The following is a 20,073-nucleotide window of genomic DNA, read 5'->3' on the forward strand; positions in this document are numbered from 1 at the left end:
TCTCTTCCTGTCACAGCGCCGCCTAGGTCACACCCGGCGCTTCAGCGCCCGCACGATCGCGACGATCACGAGCACCCCGGTGACGGCGATCAGCACCGGCGCGACCCGGTTGACCACCGACTCGCCCGCGTACTCCATCAGGTCGATGGCTTCGCCCTCCGACACCGGCTTGACCGCTTGCAGCGGCGGGCGTTCCTCGGTCTTCTCCGGTCCGGGCTCGGGCGTGCTGAGCTTGCCGGACAGGCAGTCCGCGAACGAGTCGAGGATCTTGCCGCCGACCTCGGAGATCATCCCGCGCCCGAACTGCGCCGGCTTGCCGGTGACCGAAAGCTCCGTGGCGACGGCGCCATGGGTGACGCCGTCCCTCTCGGTCAAGGTGAGCGTCACCGTCGCCGAGGCCGTCCCCGCGCCGCGGGCGTCCTTGCCGGACGCCTTGATCACCACCCGTTTCGCGTCCGCGTCCTTCTCGACGAACTCGCCGGATCCCTTGTAGAGCAGGGAGATCGGCCCGAGCTTGACCTTCACCGTGCCGTTGAAGGTGTCGCCTTCGACCCCGGTGACGGTGGCGCCCGGCATGCACGGCGCCACCCGTTCCGGGTCGGCGACGGCCTGCCAGACCTCGTCGACCGGGGCCTGGACGGTGAATGCGTGGTCGAGCCGCACAGGCCGACCTCCCTTCTCGTGGTCACGAACCTGCCGCGGCGAGGACCGCCCGGCCGGTCAGCACCCGCGCGAGGTGCTGCCGGTATTCGACGTCGGAGTTGCCGTCGGCCGTCGGGTTCGTCCCTTCGGCCGCGTGTTCCGCCGCACCGCGGATCGCCTCGGCGGTGGCCGCGCAGCCGACCAGCGCCGCTTCGACCCCGGCCGCCCGCACCGGTGTGGAGCCCATGTTGGTGAGCGCGACCCGCGCCTCCTCGATGGTTCCCGCCTCGGTGCGGACACAGGCCGCGACGGCGACCATCGACCACGCCTGCGCGACCCGGTTGAACTTCTCGTAGTGGGCACGCCAGCCGGTGTGCTTCGGGACGCGGACCTCGACGAGGATCTCGTCCGCGGCGAGCGCGGTGGTGAACATGTCCTGGAAGAAGTCCGCCGCGGGCACCGTCCGCCGCCCGCCCGGCCCGGCGACGACGAGTTCGCAGCCTAGGGCGAGCACGGGCGCCGGCAGGTCACCGGCGGGATCGGCGTGCGCGATGGCGCCGCCGAACGTGCCGCGGTGGCGGATCTGCGGATCGGCCACCGTGTCGGTGGCGGCCTTGAGCAGCGCGGCGTGTTCGGCGACCAGCGGGTCCCGCTGCACGTCGTAATGCGAGGTCATCGAGCCGATGACCAGCGTGTCACCGTCTTCGGTGATCCCGCGCAGCTCGCCGATCTTCCCGAGGTCGACCAGCGTGGTCGGCGTGGCGAGCCGCATCCGCAGCACCGGCAGGAGACTTTGCCCGCCCGCCAGTACCTTGGCGTCCTCGCCCGCCTCGGCGAGCGCGCTGATCGCTTCGTCCACTGTGGACGGGGCGACGTAGTCGAACGGGGCGGGGATCACTGGGCACCTCCGGAGGCGTCGATCGAGCCGAGACCGCCACCGGCTTCGGAACCGAGGCCGCCCGCCGAGGTCGACCCGTGCCGGATGGCGTGCCAGACCCGCATCGGGGTCAACGGCATTTCGATGTCGTTCACGCCGAAGTGCCGGACGGCGTCGATGACGGCGTTGACCACCGCCGGCGTCGAGGCGATCGTGCCCGCCTCACCGACGCCCTTGGCGCCCAACGGGTTCGTGGTCGACGGCGTCTCGGTGCGGTCGGTGGTGAACTCGGGCAGGTCCGCCGCCGACGGGAGCAGGTAGTCGGCGAAGGTCCCGGTGGTCAGCGTTCCGCCTTCATCGTGGACGGCCTCCTCGAACAGCGCCTGCGCGATGCCCTGCGCGAGCCCGCCGTGCACCTGGCCTTCGACGATCAGCGGGTTGACGGCCACGCCGACGTCGTCGACGCAGACGTAGGACCGCAACCGCACCCGCCCGGTCTCGGTGTCGACCTCGGCCGCGCACAGATGCGTGCCGTGCGGGAAGGAGAAGTTCTCCGGATCGAAGGTGTCCGCCGAATCCAGCGAGGGTTCGACGCCGTCCGGCAGGTTGTGCGCCGAGAACACGGCCCACGCGATGTCCTGGATGGAGGTCGACGAATCGGTGCCCTTGACGGAGAACGCGCCCGCCTCGAATTCGAGGTCGTCTTCGGAGCACTCCATCAGATGGGCGGCGATCGGCTTCGCCTTCGCGAGTACCTTGTCCGCGGCGTTGATCACCGCGATCCCGCCGACGACCAGCGACCGCGAACCGTAAGTGTCCATGCCCTTGTGCGAGGACTGGGTGTCGCCGTGGAGGACCTCGATGTCCTCGAACGGGACGCCGAGTTTGTCGGCGACGATCTGGCTCCACGCCGTCTCGTGGCCCTGGCCGTGCGCGGAGGCACCGGTGATCACCTCGATCTTGCCGGTCGGCAGCACCCGGATCTCCGCGTGTTCCCAGCCGCCGGCCGCGTAGTCGAGCGAACCGAGCACGCGCGACGGCGCGAGACCGCACATCTCGGTGAACGTCGAGATGCCGATGCCGAGCTGGACCGGGTCACCCGATTCCCGCCGTTCCTTCTGTTCGCGGCGGAGGCCGTCGTAATCGAACAGTTCCTTGGCCTTGGCGGTGGCGGCCTCGTAGTTCCCCGAGTCGTAGGTCAGCCCGGCCACCGTGGTGAACGGGAATTCCTCGTGGTTGATCCAGTTCTTCTCGCGCAGCTCCATCGGGTCCATCCCGAGTTCCACGGCCAGTTCGTCCATGATCCGCTCGATGCCGAACGTGGCCTCCGGCCGCCCGGCGCCGCGATAGGCGTCGGTGAGCGTGGTGTTGGTGAACACGTTGGTGCAGGCGAAGTGGTACGCCGGGAACTTGTAGATGGCGTTGAACATGAACGCGCCGAGGATCGGCACGCCGGGGCCGACGAGACCGAGATACGCGCCCATGTCGGCGAGCAGTTCGACCTTGAGGCCGGTCACCGTGCCGTCGCGGTTCGCGGTGATGGTGAGGTCCTGGATCTGGTCGCGGCCGTGGTGCGCGGCGACCATCGTTTCCGAACGGGTCTCGGTCCACTTGACCGGTTTGCCGAGCCGCCGCGCGATGAGCGTCGACATCATTTCTTCGGGCAGCACGGCGATCTTGCCGCCGAACCCGCCGCCGACGTCCGGCGCGATCACCCGCACCTTGTGCTCGGGCAGGCCGAGCGTCGCCGCGGTCATCGTCTTGAGGATGTGCGGGACCTGGGTGGCCGACCACATCACCAGCTGGCTGCCGGTCGGATCGACGACGCACGCCCGCGGTTCCATGAACGCCGGGATCAGCCGCTGCTGGCGGAACCGGCGTTTGACCACGACTTCCGCGTTGCTGATCGCGTCCTCGACGCTGGAACCCGTGCCCGCGTCGGCGGAATCGAAGACCCACACGGCGTTCTGGTTGGTGCCCAGCTCTTCGTGCACCAGCGGGGCGCCCTCGGCGAGCGCGTTCTCGAGTCCGAGAACGACCGGCAGTTCGTCGTACTCGACGTCGATCGCTTCGAGCGCGTCGTGCGCTTCGGCCGGCGTGCGGGCGACGACCACCGCGACGCCTTCACCGGCGAAGTTGACCGTGTCCGAAGCGAGGATCGGCCGCCGCGGCGACTTCATGTCCGGCGTGATCGGCCACGCGCACGGCATGCCGATGGCGCTTTCGGGATCGAGGTCCTTCCCGGTGAACACCGCGACGACCCCTGGCGCGGACTTCGCCCCGGCGACGTCGATCGACACGATCTTGGCGTGCGCGAACGGGCTGCGGAGCACCGCGAGATGCAGCATCCCCGGCAGCGTCAGGTTGTCGGTCCAGCGGGTCCTGCCGGTGATGAGCCGCTCGTCCTCCTTGCGGCGGCGGGCCTTGCCGATCTCGGGGCCGGCCTCCGGTTCGATCGTGGAGGTCATCACTCACCACCCGCGCCGACACGGGAAGCGGTGTCCGAGGCGAGCCGTTCGGCCTCCGGACCGGCGCCGGGCCGCATCTGATGGGCGGCGTCGCGGACCGCGCGGACGATGTTCTGGTAGCCCGTGCAGCGGCACAGGTTGCCTTCGAGCCCCTCCCGGACGGCGTTCTCGTCCGGATCGGGATTGTCGGCGAGCAGGTCTATCGACTGCATGATCATGCCGGGCGTGCAGAAACCGCACTGGAGCGCGTGGTTCTCGTGGAAGGCCTTCTGCACCGGATGCAGTTCGCCGTCGCGGGCCAGTCCTTCGATCGTGGTGACCTCGCACCCATCTGCCTGCACCGCGAGTACCGAACAGGATTTCACGCTGTGCCCGTCGAGGTGGACGGTGCAGGCCCCGCAGTTGCTGGTGTCGCAACCGACCACGGTGCCTACCTTCCCGGCCCGTTCGCGCAGATGATGCACGAGGAGGGTGCGGGGCTCGACGTCGTCTGTGTAGCTGGTGCCGTCGACGGTGACGGTGATGCGCATCAGGCCTCCAAGAGCGAGAGAAACCCCGCGCTGGATCCGGGGTCGTTCGGGAGCGGCCGGTCAGTCGGCGGTCACGGGCGGACCGTGATCGGACTCACAGTCGAGCGTGCTACTTCTGCCGGGCCGGGACAACCCCCACCAGGGGGTCACTCCAAACCGGAACCGCAACCGCGTTGCGGGTATGGGGTTTTCACCGCAGGTGCGGACTCGTGAGCCTCCGTCCGACATTGACCGAAGGCGGTGAACCGGGCGGCGCCGCACAGTCCACTTGGTACTGGAGTCCGCCACCCGGCTGGAAGCCGACGTCCCCGATCCTCCGTTGAGCAAGCTCGTGTGCGAGCACAACCTGTGGACCGGCAACCTGAAGGAGTCCTTTCCCGCACGGTCGCCACCGGGCTCACCTCGCCATGCCGAGCACCGAAAGATCCGCGTTCGCCCCGGTGACCACGGTGGCGACCAGGTCGCCAGGGATGTCGTGCACGGTCAGCGCGGCCAGGCCGGCCGCCCCCGCGGGTTCCGGGACGACGCCGAGGGTCTCGGCGCCCAGCCGCATGGCCGCGCGCAGCTCGTCGTCGTCGACGAGCACGAAGTCGTCGACCAGCGACCGCAGGCGCCGCACGGATTCCCGCTCGGGAGTGCGGATCGAGATCCCGGCGGCGAACGAGTTGGCCCGCTCGACGGTGATCGGCTCACCCGCCCGCCAGCTCGTCACCATGGCCTGCGCCGACTTGGCCCCGACACCGATGATCCGGACGTCCGGCGTATGCGCCTTGAGCCAGAGCGCGACGCCGGCGATCAGCGCGCCGTCGCCGACCGGGAGCACGACCGTGTCGATTCCGCGCTCCGCCGCCAGTTCGAGGCCGATCGTGCCCGCCCCCTCGGAAATCGCGGGGTCACGGCCGTCGACCGCGAAGACGCGATCCGGGGCTTCGGCGGCGAAGGCGGCCGCGGCGACCTTCGCCTCGCCGTCGACCCGGCGCACCCGCGCGCCCAGTGCCTTCATCCGCCGCAGCTTGACCGGCGAGATGTCGGCGCGGACGAAGATTTCGGCTCGCAGGCCGCGCTTCCTGGCGGCGAACGCGATGGCCTGCCCGAAGTTGCCGCTGGTCCCGCAGACCAGGGTCGTCCCCGGCTCCAGTCCGGCGGCGAAGTATTCCGCCCCGCGGCCTTTGAAACTGCGCAACGGGTTCAGCGTCTCGATCTTCACCAGCACGCGCCTGCCGAGGCGCTCGTTCAGCTGTTCGTCGCTGTACTGCGGGGAGTTCAGGAAAACGGGGTCGATCACCTTCGCCGCTTCGGCGACGTGGTCCAGCTGCAGGTCGATGTCGGTCATGCCGTCGAAGTTAGGCGGGAAGCCGATCATCCCGATTGTAAATTCTCCCGACCACGTGCAAAAATTTTGCGTGCCCTTGGACGAGATCGACCACCTGCTGCTCGACCTCGTCCAGGTGGACGCGGCCCGCCCGCTGCACGAGCTGGGTGACGCCGTCGGTCTTTCCCCGAGCGCGGTCCAGCGACGGCTGACCCGGTTACGCGCCGCGGGCGTGATCCGCGCGCAGGTCGCCGTGCTCGATCCGGAGGCGCTGGGCGCGGGGATGGCGTCGGTCATCCTGGTCGCGCTGACCCACGACGACGAGAAGCACCACACCGCTTTTCGCGAGCGCATGCTGGCCGAACCCCGCGTCCAGCACTGCTACAGCATCGTCGGGCAGTGGGACTACGTCGTCGTCCTGCTCACCCCGGATCTCAAAGCGAGCCGGTATCTGTCCAGGGAGCTGTTCGAGGAGCACGTCAAACGCTTCGAAACCTTGCCCGCCTTCGAAGTGGTCAAGACGAGTCAGGCCGTCCCGGTGCCCGGTGTCAGCCGTGGATCCGGCCGGTGAGTTCGGCGAGCCGCGAACCCGAACCGCTCCACCGCAGCGCGATGATCTCCGCCGCGATCGACACCGCCGTCTCCTCCGGCGTCCGCGCGCCGAGGTCCAGGCCGATCGGCGAAGACAGCCGTTCGAGTTCCGCCTCCGTCAGCCCGGCCTCGCGCAGCCGCGCGAACCGGTCGTCGTGGGTCTTGCGCGAGCCCATCGCGCCGACGTAGCCGACGTCGAGACGCAACGCGACCTCCAGCAGCGGCACGTCGAACTTCGGGTCATGGGTGAGCACGGCGATCGCGGTCCGGCCGTCGATCCGGCCCGCTTCCACTTCGGCCGCGAGGTACCGGTGCGGCCAGTCGACGACGACCTCGTGCGCGTCCGGGAACCGGCTCTTCGTCGCGAACACCGGTCGCGCGTCGCAGACCGTGACCTGATATCCCAGGTACGCGCCCATTTTCGCCATCGCGGCGGCGAAGTCGATCGCGCCGAAGACCAGCAGGCGCGCGGGCGGTTCGAAGGAATTGACGAAGACCGTCATCCCCTCGCCGCGGCGCTGCCCGTCCGGCCCGTAGTGCAGCGTGCCGGTGCGGCCGGCGGCGAGCATGCCGCGCGCGTCGTCCACGACGGCGTCGTCCATCCGCGAGGAGCCGAGCGAACCGGCGACGCGGTCCGGCCAGACGATCAGGTGCTCCCCGACCAGCCCCGGCCGCTCGTGCTCGACCACCGTCACCACGGCGACCGGCTGTCCACTGTGGACCGATTCGACGACGTCACCGAGTTCCGGCATCGAATCGCGGTCGACGTGCTGGACGTAGATGTCGATGATCCCGCCGCAGGTCAGCCCGACCGCGAAGGCGTCGTCGTCGGTGACGCCGTAGCGCTGCAGCACGGGCGCGCGGTCGGCGACCACCTGCTGCGCGAGTTCGTAGACCGCGCCCTCGACGCAGCCGCCGGAGACGCTGCCGGTGACCGTGCCGTCCGGGGCGACGAGCATCGCCGCGCCGGGGCTCCGCGGCGCCGACGAAAACGTCGCCACCACCGTGCCGACCCCGACCGTCTCACCGGCGGTCCAGCGGCGGTGCAGTTCGTCCAGTACGTCACGCATCGGCGATCTCCACAAGCAGTCGTTCCAACGTGGCCAGGCTGTGCCCGGCCAGCAACCGATCAAGGTACGGGAGCGCGGCCACGATGCCGGACTGCACGGGCGCGTAACCCGCCCGTCCCGCATGGGGATTCACCCAGAATACGGCGTGCGCGAGCCGGCGCAGCCTGGCGAGCTGCTCGCCGAGCAGTCCCGGGTCACCTCGTTCCCAGCCGTCGGAGAACACGGTGACCACGGAACGCCTGGCCACACCGCGTTGCCCCCAGCGGTCGAGGAAGGCCCGGAAGGTCTCGCCCAGCCTGGTCCCGCCCGCGAAATCGGGGACCGCGGCGGCCGCGGCGAACATCGCGTGTTCGGGATCGCGCAACCGCAGCTGGCGGGACACCCGGGTGAGCCGGGTGCCCAGGGTGAAGACCTCGACCCGGCCCGGAGCGCTCCGGGACACGACGTGCGCGAACCGCAGCAGGGCGTCGGCGTACGGACCCATCGAGCCGGAGACGTCGATCAGGAGGACGAGACGGCGCGGCTTCACGCTCCTTCGCCGGTATGCCAGCCGTACGGGCTCGCCGCCGCCCGCCAGCATCGCCCGGAGCGTGCGCGAAGGATCAAGGGTGCCTCGCCGGGCGGCGCGGCGGCGCGGGGACGAGCGCGGTGGGAGGGCGGGTCGCAGTTTCGCGAGCAGTTCCCGCAGGTGAGCGCGCTCGGCGACGGTCAGCTCGGCGAGGTCTCGGTGCCGCAGGAGCTCGTCCTCACTCGCCGCCACGCGGAGCCGGTCGGGCTCCGCGCCGGACTCACCTTGGCCTGGCGCCTGCACGAGTGTGGCGATCCTGGCGCGCTTTGAGGCCGCTTCCCGGCCGCGACGGCGTGGTCCGGTTTCCGTGCCGGTGAACCAGCCGTCGAAGGCGGCGTCGTAGCGGGGGAGGTCGTCGGGGTCGGCGCACAGCGTCAGCCGTCCTGCCCAGTACAGCTGGTCGGGATCGGCGAGGTCGACCTCACCCACGGCCGCGAGGTATGCCTGGACCCGGTGCGCGTCACACGGCAAGCCCGCTTCGCGCAAAGCCTCCGCGAAGCCGACGAAACCCGCCACTGGATCGCTCACACCCTCATTGTGCGCGCGTTTCGTCCTCTGAATGCGGTAGTTGCCCGCGCAAGTACCGCATTCAGAGGACGAAACGCGGGGTCAGCCGCACAAGGGATTTCGCGACTCGCGGTGATGTGCGGCGCCTTCGACGTCCCCGGGCAACTGACGCCCTATATCCAGGACGGCGGGCCGCACCTATGCGCAACGGCTAGGCGCGCAACCCGGCGATGAGCACGCCGACCAATCGGCGCGCGTCGTAGCGGGGATCGCTGTCGGCGCCGATGCAAAGGTTCCCGATCCCGCGCATGACCTCGTACGCCTGGAGATCGGCGCGGATCTCGCCCGCTTCGGCCGCCGCTTCGAGCAACCGGGTGCAGACGGGCAGGAGGCTGTCGAGGAAAGAGGTGTGCAGCGTCTCGAATCCGGCGTTGTCGGACTGCAGCACGGCGGCGAGACCGTGTTTGGTGACCAGGAAATCGACGAAGAGGTCGATCCAGCGCCGCAACGCCTCGTACGGGGAATCGCTCGACGCCAGCAGTTCCGGGCCCGCTTCGGCGCAGGCGTCGACCTGGTGCCGGTAGACGGCGACGATGAGATCCGCCCTGGTCGGGAAGTGCCGGTAGATCGTGCCCATCCCGACGCCGGCCTTGGCCGCGATGTCGCGGACCGGCGCCTCGACGCCCGAAGTGACGAAGACGGCGGCGGCCGCGTCGAGCAGGGTCTTCTCGTTGCGCCGGGCGTCCGCCCGTTTCGACCTGCGACCCTCGCCGTTGCTCACCACGTCGCTCCTCGCCACCTCGCGGTTACCGGATCGGCGTTCCGCTTGGCCATGGTAACCCGCACGCCTGCTCAGGCGAGCAATTTGTCCAGCTTGGCCCGGACCCGGTCGAGGTCTTCGCTGTACTTGAGGACCGAGCCGAGCGTCCGCGCGGCCACCGCGGCGTCCAGTTCGGACCTGCCCAGCGCGAGGAGGGCCTGAGCCCAGTCGATCGACTCCGCCACGCCGGGCGGCTTCAGCAGCTCCATCGTCCGCAGCCGGTGCACCGCCGTCGCGACCTGCGCGGCGAGGTCCTCGCCCAGGTTCGGGATCTTGCGGCGCAGGATCTCGATTTCGCGGGCGAGGCCGGGGTGTTCGAGCCAGTGGTAGAGGCAGCGGCGCTTCAGCGCGTCGTGCACTTCCCTGGTCCGGTTGGAGGTGAGCACCACGAGCGGCGGATGCTCGGCCCGCACCTCGCCGAACTCGGGGATCGTCACCGCGTTCTCGTCGAGGAGTTGCAGCAGGAACGCTTCGAACTCGTCGTCAGCCCGGTCGATCTCGTCGACCAGCAGCACGCACGGCGAGGTCTGCAACGCCTTCAGCAGCGGCCGGGAGAGCAGAAAACGCTCGGTGTAGAGGGACTGCTCGGCGGTCTCGACGTCGAGACCGCCGTCCCCGGAGGCTTCGAGGGCGCGCAAATGCAGTAGCTGCCGGGGAAAGTCCCATTCGTACAGCGCCTGTGCCGCGTCGATCCCCTCGTGGCATTGGAGCCGGATCAGGGGCATGCCGAGCGCCTCGGCCAGTCCCAGTGCGAGCGAGGTCTTGCCGGTGCCCGGTTCGCCCTCGCAGAACAGCGGGCGGCCGAGCCGCAAGGCGAGGAACCCGGCCGTGGCGATGCCGTCGTCGGCGAGGTAGCCGACCGATTCGAGGGCTTCGGCCAGTTTCTCCGGCGATTCGACGGTCACGCCCCGATCGTAGGCCTCGCGGAGCCGGAGATCAGCCTGGAAGATCCTCGCGGCGGTCCACGTCGTGACCGGTGCCGAGGTCGCCGCATTCGACGAGCCGCAGCTCCGGGCGGCCCTTGAGCCAGTCGCGCGCCCCTTTGTCCCCGGACGCCCCCGCCACTATCTCCGGCCACCAGCGGCGGCCGAGCACGACGGGATGACCGGGGACGCCGTCGTAGGCCGCCCGCGCGACGCTGCCCGCGCCGGCGCCGTCGGCGACCCGGCGCACCACTTCGGCACCGACGCCTGGCAGGTCCACCAAGTGCACGACGGCGGCTTCGGCGGTGGTCGCTTCGAGTGCTTTCAAGCCCGCACGCAGGGACGCCCCCATACCGGACGCCCAGTCGGCGGCCACGACGGCGGACTCGGGATCGGGCAGGAGCGCACGGACCTCGGCTGCCGAGGCACCCAGCACCACCCGGACCGGCGCGCAGCCCGCGTCGGTGAGCACCCGCAGTGCCCGGACGACGAACGGCTCGCCGTCGAGGACGGCCAGCGCCTTCGGCCCGCCGAACCGGCGCCCGGCCCCGGCCGCGAGCAGCAGCCCGGCGATCTCAGCCATGTCCTGCCTTCTCAGCCAAGTCCTGCCTTGCTCGGCGGCGCGGAGGCCAGGTCGGCTTCGATGGCCCGTGCCGCCTCGAGCAGCGGCGGCAGCAGTTCGCGCTCGACCGACTCCCGCGTCGTGCGGCTGGCGTGCGTGGAGAGGTTGACCGCGGCCACGACCCGGCCGCGCCGGTTGCGGATCGGCGCGGCGATCGAGCGGAGGCCTTCTTCGAGTTCCTGGTCGACCATCGCGTACCCCTGCCGGTACACCCGCTCCAGCTCGGCGAGCAGATCCTGCTGCCTGGTCAGCGTGTGCGCGGTCAGTTTCTCGAGTTTGGCCGCGTCGAAGTAGCCGTGCAGGTCCTCGCCGTCGAGGTCGGCCAGCAGAACGTGCCCCATCGACGTCGCGTGCGCCGGGAAGCGGGTGCCGACGTTGATGCTGACGGTCATGATCCGCGAGACGGCCACGCGGGCGACGTAGACGATGTCCGGGCCTTCGAGCACCGAGACCGAACTGGACTCGTGCACCTCGGCGGACAACCGCTCCAGATGTGGCTGGGCGACCTCGGGCAGCGACAGGCTCGACAGGTACGAGTAGCCGAGTTCGAGAACCCGCGCGGTGAGCGAGAAGTACTTGCCGTCCGTGCGCACGTATCCCAGGTCGACGAGGGTGAGCAGGAACCGGCGGGCGGCCGCCCTGGTCAGTCCCGTGGCACGGGCGACGTCGCTCAAGGTCAGCTCCGCCGCGTCCGCGTTGAACGCCTTGATCACCGCCAGTCCGCGCTCCAGCGACTGGACATGGTGCGCTCCGCGCTCGGTCACCTCGCCTTCGTCCATATGAGAACCCTAAGGCGTGTCCGGTAAGTCTGTTCGATGGGCTTCGTGGTCCGTGCCGTCAGGGGCCGCCTGGGCGCGAAGACCGCGAACACGACTTACCGGACACGACTTAGCCGCCACCTTCTTCCTGGGCGGCAGGCTCACCGAGTTCGGCCAGTACGCGCTGCGCGACGGCGAACGCGGCGTTGGCGGCCGGGGCGCCCGCGTAGACGGCGGTGTGCAGCAGGACCTCGGAGATCTCCTGCGCGGTAAGTCCATTGTGGACAGCGGCCCGGACGTGCATGGCGAGTTCGTCGTGCGCGTGCAACGCGGTGAGCGCGGCCAGGGTGACGCAACTGCGGGTCTTGCGGTCGAGTCCGTCGCGCGACCAAACCGAGCCCCATGCTCCCCGGGTGATGTAGTCCTGGAACGGGCGGCTGAATTCGGTGGTGCGGGCCACCGCGCGATCGACGTGGGCGTCTCCGAGGACTTCGCGCCGCACCCGCATGCCCGTCTCGTAGGGGTCTTCGGTCATCGGGCGACCTCCAGATGGTCGAGGATCAGCGCGGTGAACCGCTCAGGTTGCTCGAAATTCCCCAGGTGGGCGGCGCCTTCGACGGTCTCGAGCCGGGCACCCGGGATACCGTCCGCGATCACCTCTGCGTGCTCGACCGGGGTGGCCGGATCCTCGGCCCCGGCGATGACCAGGGTCCGCGCCGAGATCTTGGGCAGGTCGCCGACGAGGTCCATCCGTTCGATGGGGCGGCAGGCGGCCGCGTATCCCTCGGCGGGGACGGCGGCGATCATCTCGCGCAGGTACGCGACCTTGTCGGGATGGGCCGCGGCGAAGCCCGGCGTCACCCAGCGGCCGACTCCGGCTTCGGCGACCGCTCCGGTGCCTTTCTCCCGGACGGTCTTCGCCCGGTCCGCCCACATCTCCGGCGGCCCGAGTTTCGCGGACGTGCAACACAGCACCAAGCTCTCGACCCGGTCCGGCGCGTTCACGCCGAGCCACATCCCGGTCATCCCGCCGAGCGAGAGCCCGACGAAGTGGGCGCGTTCGACACCGTGCTCGTCGAGCAACGCGAGCAAGTCGCCACCGAGGTCCTCGAGTGTGTACGGTCCCGGCGGTACCGGGGACGCGCCGTGCCCGCGGGTGTCATAGCGGAGGACTCGGAAACCTCTGTCCGTCAAGGGTTTCACCTGCGGTTCCCACATGCGGTGGTCACTGCCGAGCGATCCGCTGAACACCACGACGGGGCCGTCCGCCGGTCCGTCCGCGACGCTGTGCACCTGCACCGCATCAGACATCGAAGAACACCGTCTCCCCTTCGCCCTGCAACCGGATGTCGAACCGGTAGCCGTCGCCGGTCATGGCGGCGATCAGCGTGCCCCGGCGCGCCTCCGGGACCGAAGCCAGTACCGGATCCCCGGAGTTGTCGTCGTCCTCGAAGTAAATCCGGGTGACGACGCGGTGCAGCAGGCCGCGGGCCAGTACCGAGACGTCGATGTGCGGAGCCTGGGTGGTTCCCGCCGGACCGGGCACCGGCCCGGGTTTGATCGTCCGGATCTCGTAGTTCCCGTCCGGGTCCGTCGGGCAGCGCCCGAAGCCGCGGAATCCGCTCGCGACGGCTCCGCGCGGGTCGTCTGGGTGATCGAACCGGCCGTCACCGTCGGCCTGCCAGGTCTCGATCATCGCGTCCGGCACGGGGTCGCCCGCGCCGTCGAGGACGCGGCCGTGGACGCGGATCGCGGCCGGTTCGTCCGCGGGGACGACATCGGGCCCGTCCGGCCAGGGCAAGCCGATGGACAGATACGGGCCGACGGTCTGGGAAGGCGTCGTCTCCGGCATCAGTGCTCGTCCTCCTCGTCCTCGAAGACCGACGCCTCGCGGCCGCGGACGACGATGTCGAACTGGAAGGCGAGCGCCCATTCGGCTTCGGTGCGATCGAGGTCGAACCGCGCGATCATCCGCTGCCGCGCCTTCTCGTCCGGGATGGAGTTGAAGATCGGGTCCTGGGAGAACAGCGGATCTTCCGGGAAGTACATCTGCGTGACCAGCCGCTGGGTGAACGCGCTGCCGAACACGGAGAAGTGGATATGCGCCGGGCGCCAGGCGTTGTCGTGGTTCTTCCACGGGTACGCGCCCGGCTTGATGGTGGTGAAGGTGTAGCGGCCCTCGCTGTCGGTCAGCGTCCGGCCCGCGCCGTCGAAGTTGGGGTCGATCGGCGACGGCCAGCGGTCCCCGGTGTGCCGGTACCGGCCGCCCGCGTTCGCCTGCCAGATCTCCACGAGCGAATTCCGGATCGGCCGCCCGTCGCCGTCGAGCAGCCGGCCGGTGACGATGATCCGCTGTCCCTGCGGCTCACCCGCGTGCCCCTTGGTGAGGTCGTTGTCGAATTCACCGATCCGCCCCGGCCCCAACGCCGGTCCGGTCACCTCCGTCAGCAGCTGCGGAAGCACGACCAGCGGTTCTTTGGGGTGCCGCAGGGTCGTCGACCGGTAACCGGCGTAGTCGAGCGGCGGATGTGTCCCCTCCGGATCGCGCCGGTAGCGCGGGAGCCTCAGTTCGGCGGGTGCGGACATACTGTTCCCTCCAGCGCGGGTCCGTAAATCACTGGGCTTCGAGGACGACGGCCAGCCCCTGGCCGACGCCGATACAGATGGCCGCCAGGCCCCACCTGCCACCGGAGCGGCGCAGATGATGGGCCAGGGTGCCGAGGATGCGGCCGCCGGAGGCGCCCAGCGGATGCCCGATCGCGATGGCGCCGCCGTTGACGTTCACGATCTCCGGGTCGAGTTTCGACCAGTCACGCAGGCACGCCAGCGACTGTGCGGCGAACGCCTCGTTCAGTTCGACGGCGGCCAGGTCTTCCCAGCCGATCCCGGCCCGCTCCAGGGCGATTTCGGCCGCACGCACCGGGCCGATGCCGAAGACGTCGGGATCGACGCCCGCCGCGCCCCGGCCGGCGATCCTGGCCAGTGGCGCCTTGCCGAGCCGTTTCCCGGCCGCCTCGTCACCGAGCAGCAACGCGGACGCGCCGTCGTTGAGCGGCGAGGCGTTCGCGGCCGTGACCGTCCCTTGTGGACGGAAGACGGGCTTGAGCTTCGCGAGTTTCTCCGGGCTGGAGTCCGGCCGGATGCCTTCGTCACGGGTGAGTTCGACGCCCTCGACCGCGACGACGTGATCGTCGTAGAAACCCTCGTCCCAGGCGCGGGCGGCGTTGACGTGACTGCGGACGGCGAACGCGTCCTGCTCGTCGCGGCCGATGCCGTAGCGCTCGGCGAGCTGTTCGGTGGATTCGCCGAGCGAGACCGTCCACTGTTCGGGCATCTTCGGGTTGACCATGCGCCAGCCGAGCGCGGTGGAGTACAGCGTCTGGTTGCCGGCGGGGAAGGCCTTTTCCGGCTTCTGCATGACCAGCGGCGAACGGCTCATCGACTCGACCCCGCCCGCGACGGCCAGCGAAGCGTCGCCGACCTGGATCGAGCGGCTGGCCTGCATGACCGCGTCGAGGCCGGAGCCGCACAGCCGGTTGACCGTGGCGCCCGGGACACTCGTCGGCCAGCCCGCCAGCAGCGCCGCCATCCGCGCGACGTTCCGGTTGTCCTCGCCGGCGCCGTTGGCGTCACCGAGGACGACCTCGTCCACGGTGGCCGGGTCGAGGTCGTTGCGCTCGCCCAGTGCCCGCAGCACGGTGGCGGCGAGATCGTCCGGGCGGACCCCGGACAGGGCGCCGCCGTACTTGCCGAACGGGGTACGGATGGCGTCGAACAGGAAGACGTCGGTCATGCGCTCGCCCTTTTGAGGTCTCGGAGGATGCGGAGTTCTGCCTCGGTCGGCGCCGGGGTGGTACCCAGGTCGCCTGCCACCTTCAGTTTCCACCCGGTCGCCGCGACGACCTGATCGACCTCGACACCGGGATGCAGTTCGGTGAGCGTGAGCTCCGCGGTCTCCGGGTCTGGCCGCATCAGGCCGAGGTCGGTGACCACCAGCGTCGGCCCGGCGCCGGGCAGGCCGAGCCGCGCACGGTCGCCCTTCCCGGTGCCGTGGCCGAACGACGTCACGAAGTCGACCTTCTCGACGAAGGTGCGGGTGCTCTGCCGCAGCACCACGAACACCTCGCGGCAGGACGCGGCGATCTCCGGCGCGCCGCCCGCGCCGGGCAGGCGCACCTTGGGGTGGGCGTAGTCCGGGCCGATCACGGTGGTGTTGATGTTGCCGAACTTGTCCAGCTGGGCGGCACCGAGGAAGCCGACGTCGATCCGGCCGGGCTGGAGCCAGTAGTTGAAGACCTCGGGGACGCTGACCACGGCGTCCGCGGTATCGGCGAGTTCGCCGTCGCCGATGGACAACGGGAGGCGGCTCGGTTTGGCGCCGAGACAACCGGATTCGTAGATCAGCGTGAGGTTCGGCGCGTGTCCGCGCCGGGCGAGGTTCGCGGCCGTGCTCGGCAGGCCGATGCCCACGAAACAGGACATCCCGTCGCCGAGCGCGCGAGCGGCGGCGACGCTCATCATCTCGTCGGAGGTGTACTCGGTCATGCCTTCACTCCCGTCAGCTCGTCGAGCCAGCGGGTGAAGCTCTCCCTGTCCCGGCCGATCGCGTCCCATGCCTGGTAGGCGTCGTTGTCCCGTTCGTAGTACCCCGCCGCGTACGACGGCCTCGCGCCACCGGGAACCTCGGCGACGACGGTGACCGCCCACGACGGCAGCACGATCGCGCCCGGCCGGGGCTCCAGCTCGTCCACGATCTCCTCGACAGTGACCAGTGAGCGCTTCGCCGCGAGCACCGCCTCCTTCTGCACGCCCGTGATGCCCCAGATCTGGACGTTGCCGGACCGGTCGGCGCGCTGGGCGTGCACGATCGACACGTCCGGGTTGAGCGCGGGGACGGCGGCGAGTCGCTCGCCGGTGAAGGGGCAGGTGATGGGCTTGATCGTGTCGGTGTGCGCGGCGAGATCGGTGCCGGTGTAGCCGCGCAGCACCGCGAACGGCAGGCCCGAAGCACCGGCTACGTACCGATTCGCCATGCCCGCGTGACTGTGTTCCTCTATCTCCAGCGGTACCGGCCAGGAGTGCTGGACGGCGTCACGGAAGCGGTGCAGCGAGCCGACGCCGGGATTGCCACCCCAGGAGAAGATCAGCTTGCTCGCGCAACCCGCGCCGATGAGCTGGTCGTAGACGATGTCCGGGGTCATGCGGACGAGCGTCAGCCCGGTGCGGCGCTGCCGGATGATCTCGTGACCGGCGGCCACGGGGATGAGGTGCGTGAAGCCCTCCAGCGCGACGGTGTCCCCGTCGCGCACCAGCCGTGCCACGGCCTCCTTCAACGACAGCAGCTCAGCCATCCCCACTCCCGGCCCGTTCGGATCGCGCACACATGTTCTGCATATGAACATAGCACAACCGGCTGGGTCCGGGTAACTCCTTGTTCGCGGGCATCGCCGCGGTCCCACCCCTTGATCAACGGAAGATCCGGGACACTCGACGTCCTCGATCTTCCGTTGATCAAGCTGGTGTCGAGCACGCCCTCCTGCGACCGGAGTAAGGGCTCAGCCGATCCCGCTGCCGGGCGGGAACCATTCGACGGCCTTGAAGTCGCCCGTCTCGACCCGCTCGAAGGTCGCACTGCTCAGACACGGCGGCACGATCTGCTTGTGGTCGGGGTCGGGACCCCAGCAGTAGCCGACCCTGTCGTGCTTGCCGTGGTCGTAGACCGTCATCCCGACCCGGAGAACCCCTCGCCCGCGTGACTCACCCGGAACGTCCCCTCGCTTTCCGGGTAGAGACCACGCGCGTCGAAAGTGAACCGGACGTCCTGGCCGTCCTTGCGCAGCATCTTGGAGCTGCCGATCAGGCTCGGTTCGGTCGGCTTCCCCTTGCCCTCTTCCGCCCCCGAGGCCGAGCCTGACGCGACGAGGGTCGTGGCGATGACCATCGCGGCTCCGATCGCCGCGAGTTCTCGTGATCGTTTCATTTCCACCCCTGGAATCCCCTGCTCGCGGAACCTTTCCGCGACTACGACCATCCCGGCGCGACGGGTGGTGACGACTCCCCCACGCAGGGGAAGCGCCTCCCTCATAGCGGGGATTCGCGCGTTTGGGATACCAATCCCCGCCCACTAGGCTGACGGCGTGACCTCGACTATCGCGGTGACCCGGTGGATTCCCGACGAAGCGCTGAAAGTGCTCGCCGACATCGGGGAGGTGAAACTGTCGCGCGCCGAACGGCCGCTGACGCCGGACGAACTGCGTGAGTTCGTCCAAGGCGCGGCCGCGATCGTCGGCATGCTGCACGACCGGATCGACGGCGAGGTCGCCGAGGCGGCGGGCCCGGCGCTGAAGGTCGTGGCGAACGTGGCCGTCGGCTACGACAACATCGACGTCCCGGCGCTGGCCGAACGCGGCGTCACGGTCACCAACACCCCCGGCGTGCTCACCGACGCCACCGCGGATCTGGCGTTCGGGCTGATCCTCGCGGTCACGCGACGGCTCGGCGAGGGCGAACGACTGCTCCGCTCGCGCACGCCGTGGTCGTTCCACCTGGGTTTCCTGCTCGGCTCCGGACTGCAGGACAAGACGCTCGGTATCGTGGGGCTCGGCCAGATCGGGCAGGCGGTCGCGCGGCGGGCACTCGGTTTCGGCATGCGGATCGTCTACTCAGGACGGTCACGGGCCGCCGAAGAGGTCGAAAGGACCTTGGGCGCGAAGTACGTGTCCTTCGACGAACTGCTGAAAAGTGCCGACGTCGTCTCGCTGCACTGCCCCCTCACACCGGAAACCCGCCACCTCATCGACGCGGACGCGCTGAAGACGATGAAACCGGGCGCCTGTCTGATCAACACCACACGCGGGCCCGTCGTGCACGAAGCGGCGCTGGCGGACGCGCTCGAAGCCGGGGAGATCGCCGGAGCGGGACTCGACGTGTTCGAAGCCGAGCCCGAGGTCGAACCCCGCTTGCTGGACCGGGAAAACGTCGTCTTGACGCCGCACCTCGGATCGGCGACGGTCGAGACCCGTACCGCCATGGCCGTGCTCGCGGCCGAGAACGTCGCGTCGGTGCTCACCGGCGGAAACCCGCTGACGGAGGTTCGTCCATGACTCGTGTGGTCATCGCGCCCGACAAATTCAAGGGAAGCCTGACCGCGGTCGAGGCCGCGGAGGCGATCGCCCACGGCGTCCGCGACGCACTGCCCGAGGCCGAAATCTCCGCTTGCCCGGTCGCGGACGGCGGCGAGGGAACGCTCGACGTCCTCGTGGCGGCGGGCGGAAGTCTCGTGGAACTCCCGGTTCGCGGGCCGCTCGACGAAACCGTCGACGCGCGCTACGTGACACTCGACGGAACGGCCTACATCGAATCGGCCCGCGCGTGCGGGATCGAGTTCGTCGAGCCGAACCCCGAGGTGGCGCTGGCCGCGCACACCTGGGGTGTCGGCGAACTGCTCGCGCACGCGATCGACAACGGCGCGCGGCGGCTGGTGCTGACCGTCGGCGGCACCGCGAGCACCGACGGCGGCGCCGGGATGCTGGCGGCGCTGGGCGCCGGAGTGTTCGACGCGTTCGGGGCGCCGGTCGGGCTCGGCGGTGGCACGTTGGGCCGCGTCGCCTCGGCCGAACTCGGGCCGGTGCGCGAACGCCTCGGCTCCGTGGCGGTCGCCGTCGCCACCGACGTGACGAATCCGCTGCTCGGCCCGCGCGGCGCGGCCGCGGTCTTCGGGCCGCAGAAGGGCGCCGGGCCACGCGAGGTCGAGCAACTGGACGCGTCGCTGGCCCGCTGGGCACAAGCGTTGCGGAACGCCGGGACCGCCGACGTCTCCGACCTCCCCGGGGCGGGAGCGGGCGGCGGGGTGGCCGCCGGCGCGATCGCGGGTCTCGGCGGTCGAGTGGAATCCGGTTTCCAGCTCATCGCCGGGCTCACCGGGGTCGCCGACGCCATCGAGCACGCCGACCTGGTCATCACCGGCGAAGGCTCACTCGACGAGCAAAGCCTCGACGGCAAGGCCCCGGCGGGCATCGCGGCCCGCGCGCACGAGCATTCGGTGCCGCTGATGGTGCTTGCCGGTCGGATCCAGCTGGACGAGCGCCAGCTCACCGGTCTCGGTGTCGTGGGCAGCGCCGCTTTGATCGACCACGCGCCTTCGCTCGACCACGCGCGTGCGCACGCGGCGGAACTCCTGCGCGAGCGGGCCGGAGAACTGGTCCGCGCCTGGGCTCGGACCGTCTGAGGGGTCACGCGAAGGCGCTCTGAAGTCCGTGAAGGCCTCCTTCCCTACCTTCAGAGTAGGGAAGGAGGCCTTCACGGAACTACGGGCAAGGCGCAGCTCGAGCGCTCGCGGAGAGCACCAGATGTGCCTTACAGGTCAAGCAAAAGTCTGAACCGCCG

General features: G+C 70.0%; 23 protein-coding genes. 3 read left to right on the plus strand and 20 right to left on the minus strand.

Annotated elements, in window-relative coordinates; genetic code table 11:
- Positions 1 to 27: 27 nt before the first annotated feature.
- The 5 genes from AVL48_RS23965 to AVL48_RS23985 form a co-directional block, all read right to left on the minus strand.
- Positions 28 to 663 carry an SRPBCC family protein gene (locus AVL48_RS23965; protein WP_061989021.1) on the minus strand — a complete coding sequence of 212 codons (636 nt, stop codon included), beginning with the start codon at positions 661 to 663 and terminating at the stop codon, positions 28 to 30.
- A 22-nt stretch (positions 664 to 685) separates the two neighbouring features.
- On the minus strand, positions 686 to 1,540 hold the full coding sequence (locus tag AVL48_RS23970) for an FAD binding domain-containing protein (RefSeq protein ID WP_061989023.1): 855 nt from the start codon (positions 1,538 to 1,540) through the stop codon (positions 686 to 688).
- Positions 1,537 to 3,987 carry a xanthine dehydrogenase family protein molybdopterin-binding subunit gene (locus AVL48_RS23975; protein WP_061989025.1) on the minus strand — a complete coding sequence of 817 codons (2,451 nt, stop codon included), beginning with the start codon at positions 3,985 to 3,987 and terminating at the stop codon, positions 1,537 to 1,539. The genes AVL48_RS23970 and AVL48_RS23975 overlap by 4 nt, the downstream gene beginning before the upstream one ends.
- The gene (locus AVL48_RS23980; RefSeq protein ID WP_061989026.1) at positions 3,987 to 4,517 is read right to left on the minus strand and encodes a (2Fe-2S)-binding protein; all 531 of its coding nucleotides are present in this window, start codon (positions 4,515 to 4,517) and stop codon (positions 3,987 to 3,989) included. The genes AVL48_RS23975 and AVL48_RS23980 overlap by 1 nt, the downstream gene beginning before the upstream one ends.
- Before the next feature lie 397 nt (positions 4,518 to 4,914).
- A complete protein-coding gene (locus AVL48_RS23985) occupies positions 4,915 to 5,850 on the minus strand; it encodes a threonine ammonia-lyase (RefSeq protein ID WP_143104738.1) in 936 nt (311 codons plus the stop codon).
- Between the two features lie 70 nt (positions 5,851 to 5,920).
- Here AVL48_RS23985 and AVL48_RS23990 point away from each other — a divergent pair, with 70 nt between their 5' ends.
- Positions 5,921 to 6,400, plus strand: coding sequence for an Lrp/AsnC family transcriptional regulator (locus AVL48_RS23990; protein WP_061989030.1), 480 nt, complete (start codon positions 5,921 to 5,923; stop codon positions 6,398 to 6,400).
- On the opposite strand, the gene AVL48_RS23995 is transcribed toward AVL48_RS23990, so the two are convergent.
- The 15 genes from AVL48_RS23995 to AVL48_RS40260 form a co-directional block, all read right to left on the minus strand.
- On the minus strand, positions 6,378 to 7,490 hold the full coding sequence (locus tag AVL48_RS23995) for an XdhC family protein (RefSeq protein WP_061989031.1): 1,113 nt from the start codon (positions 7,488 to 7,490) through the stop codon (positions 6,378 to 6,380). The genes AVL48_RS23990 and AVL48_RS23995 overlap by 23 nt on opposite strands.
- Positions 7,483 to 8,586 (minus strand): vWA domain-containing protein, encoded by a 1,104-nt coding sequence (locus AVL48_RS24000; RefSeq protein WP_061989033.1) that lies wholly within the window; start codon positions 8,584 to 8,586, stop codon positions 7,483 to 7,485. Before AVL48_RS24000 ends, AVL48_RS23995 begins: the two co-directional genes overlap by 8 nt.
- Before the next feature lie 190 nt (positions 8,587 to 8,776).
- Complete coding sequence (locus AVL48_RS24005; RefSeq protein ID WP_061989101.1) at positions 8,777 to 9,346, minus strand: TetR/AcrR family transcriptional regulator; 570 nt, start codon at positions 9,344 to 9,346, stop codon at positions 8,777 to 8,779.
- A gap of 71 nt (positions 9,347 to 9,417) precedes the next feature.
- Positions 9,418 to 10,290: an AAA family ATPase gene (locus tag AVL48_RS24010; RefSeq protein WP_061989036.1), complete on the minus strand. Its 873-nt coding sequence runs from the start codon at positions 10,288 to 10,290 to the stop codon at positions 9,418 to 9,420.
- A gap of 31 nt (positions 10,291 to 10,321) precedes the next feature.
- Complete coding sequence (locus tag AVL48_RS24015; RefSeq protein WP_061989038.1) at positions 10,322 to 10,891, minus strand: nucleotidyltransferase family protein; 570 nt, start codon at positions 10,889 to 10,891, stop codon at positions 10,322 to 10,324.
- Between the two features lie 11 nt (positions 10,892 to 10,902).
- Positions 10,903 to 11,709 carry an IclR family transcriptional regulator domain-containing protein gene (locus tag AVL48_RS24020; protein WP_061989040.1) on the minus strand — a complete coding sequence of 269 codons (807 nt, stop codon included), beginning with the start codon at positions 11,707 to 11,709 and terminating at the stop codon, positions 10,903 to 10,905.
- A 109-nt stretch (positions 11,710 to 11,818) separates the two neighbouring features.
- Positions 11,819 to 12,223 (minus strand): 4-carboxymuconolactone decarboxylase, encoded by a 405-nt coding sequence (gene pcaC, locus AVL48_RS24025; RefSeq protein ID WP_061989042.1) that lies wholly within the window; start codon positions 12,221 to 12,223, stop codon positions 11,819 to 11,821.
- The gene (gene pcaD, locus AVL48_RS24030) at positions 12,220 to 12,999 is read right to left on the minus strand and encodes a 3-oxoadipate enol-lactonase (protein ID WP_061989044.1); all 780 of its coding nucleotides are present in this window, start codon (positions 12,997 to 12,999) and stop codon (positions 12,220 to 12,222) included. The genes pcaC and pcaD overlap by 4 nt, the downstream gene beginning before the upstream one ends.
- Positions 12,992 to 13,540, minus strand: coding sequence for a protocatechuate 3,4-dioxygenase subunit alpha (gene pcaG, locus AVL48_RS24035; RefSeq protein WP_061989046.1), 549 nt, complete (start codon positions 13,538 to 13,540; stop codon positions 12,992 to 12,994). Before pcaG ends, pcaD begins: the two co-directional genes overlap by 8 nt.
- Positions 13,540 to 14,274: a protocatechuate 3,4-dioxygenase subunit beta gene (gene pcaH / locus AVL48_RS24040; RefSeq protein ID WP_061989048.1), complete on the minus strand. Its 735-nt coding sequence runs from the start codon at positions 14,272 to 14,274 to the stop codon at positions 13,540 to 13,542. The genes pcaG and pcaH overlap by 1 nt, the downstream gene beginning before the upstream one ends.
- Before the next feature lie 28 nt (positions 14,275 to 14,302).
- Positions 14,303 to 15,481, minus strand: a complete 1,179-nt coding sequence (locus tag AVL48_RS24045) for a thiolase family protein (RefSeq protein ID WP_061989050.1) — start codon at positions 15,479 to 15,481, stop codon at positions 14,303 to 14,305.
- The gene (locus tag AVL48_RS24050) at positions 15,478 to 16,233 is read right to left on the minus strand and encodes a CoA-transferase subunit beta (RefSeq protein ID WP_061989052.1); all 756 of its coding nucleotides are present in this window, start codon (positions 16,231 to 16,233) and stop codon (positions 15,478 to 15,480) included. The genes AVL48_RS24045 and AVL48_RS24050 overlap by 4 nt, the downstream gene beginning before the upstream one ends.
- On the minus strand, positions 16,230 to 17,039 hold the full coding sequence (locus tag AVL48_RS24055; protein ID WP_061989054.1) for a CoA transferase subunit A: 810 nt from the start codon (positions 17,037 to 17,039) through the stop codon (positions 16,230 to 16,232). Before AVL48_RS24055 ends, AVL48_RS24050 begins: the two co-directional genes overlap by 4 nt.
- A 204-nt stretch (positions 17,040 to 17,243) precedes the next feature.
- Positions 17,244 to 17,414, minus strand: coding sequence for a hypothetical protein (locus AVL48_RS40255; RefSeq protein ID WP_244162582.1), 171 nt, complete (start codon positions 17,412 to 17,414; stop codon positions 17,244 to 17,246).
- Complete coding sequence (locus AVL48_RS40260; RefSeq protein ID WP_244162583.1) at positions 17,411 to 17,668, minus strand: hypothetical protein; 258 nt, start codon at positions 17,666 to 17,668, stop codon at positions 17,411 to 17,413. Before AVL48_RS40260 ends, AVL48_RS40255 begins: the two co-directional genes overlap by 4 nt.
- Before the next feature lie 157 nt (positions 17,669 to 17,825).
- Here AVL48_RS40260 and AVL48_RS24065 point away from each other — a divergent pair, with 157 nt between their 5' ends.
- Complete coding sequence (locus tag AVL48_RS24065; RefSeq protein WP_061989056.1) at positions 17,826 to 18,791, plus strand: 2-hydroxyacid dehydrogenase; 966 nt, start codon at positions 17,826 to 17,828, stop codon at positions 18,789 to 18,791.
- A complete protein-coding gene (locus AVL48_RS24070; RefSeq protein ID WP_061989058.1) occupies positions 18,788 to 19,915 on the plus strand; it encodes a glycerate kinase in 1,128 nt (375 codons plus the stop codon). The genes AVL48_RS24065 and AVL48_RS24070 overlap by 4 nt, the downstream gene beginning before the upstream one ends.
- The last annotated feature ends 158 nt before the right edge of the window (positions 19,916 to 20,073 follow it).

This window comes from Amycolatopsis regifaucium (assembly GCF_001613935.1).
GTDB classification, from domain to species: domain Bacteria; phylum Actinomycetota; class Actinomycetes; order Mycobacteriales; family Pseudonocardiaceae; genus Amycolatopsis; species Amycolatopsis regifaucium.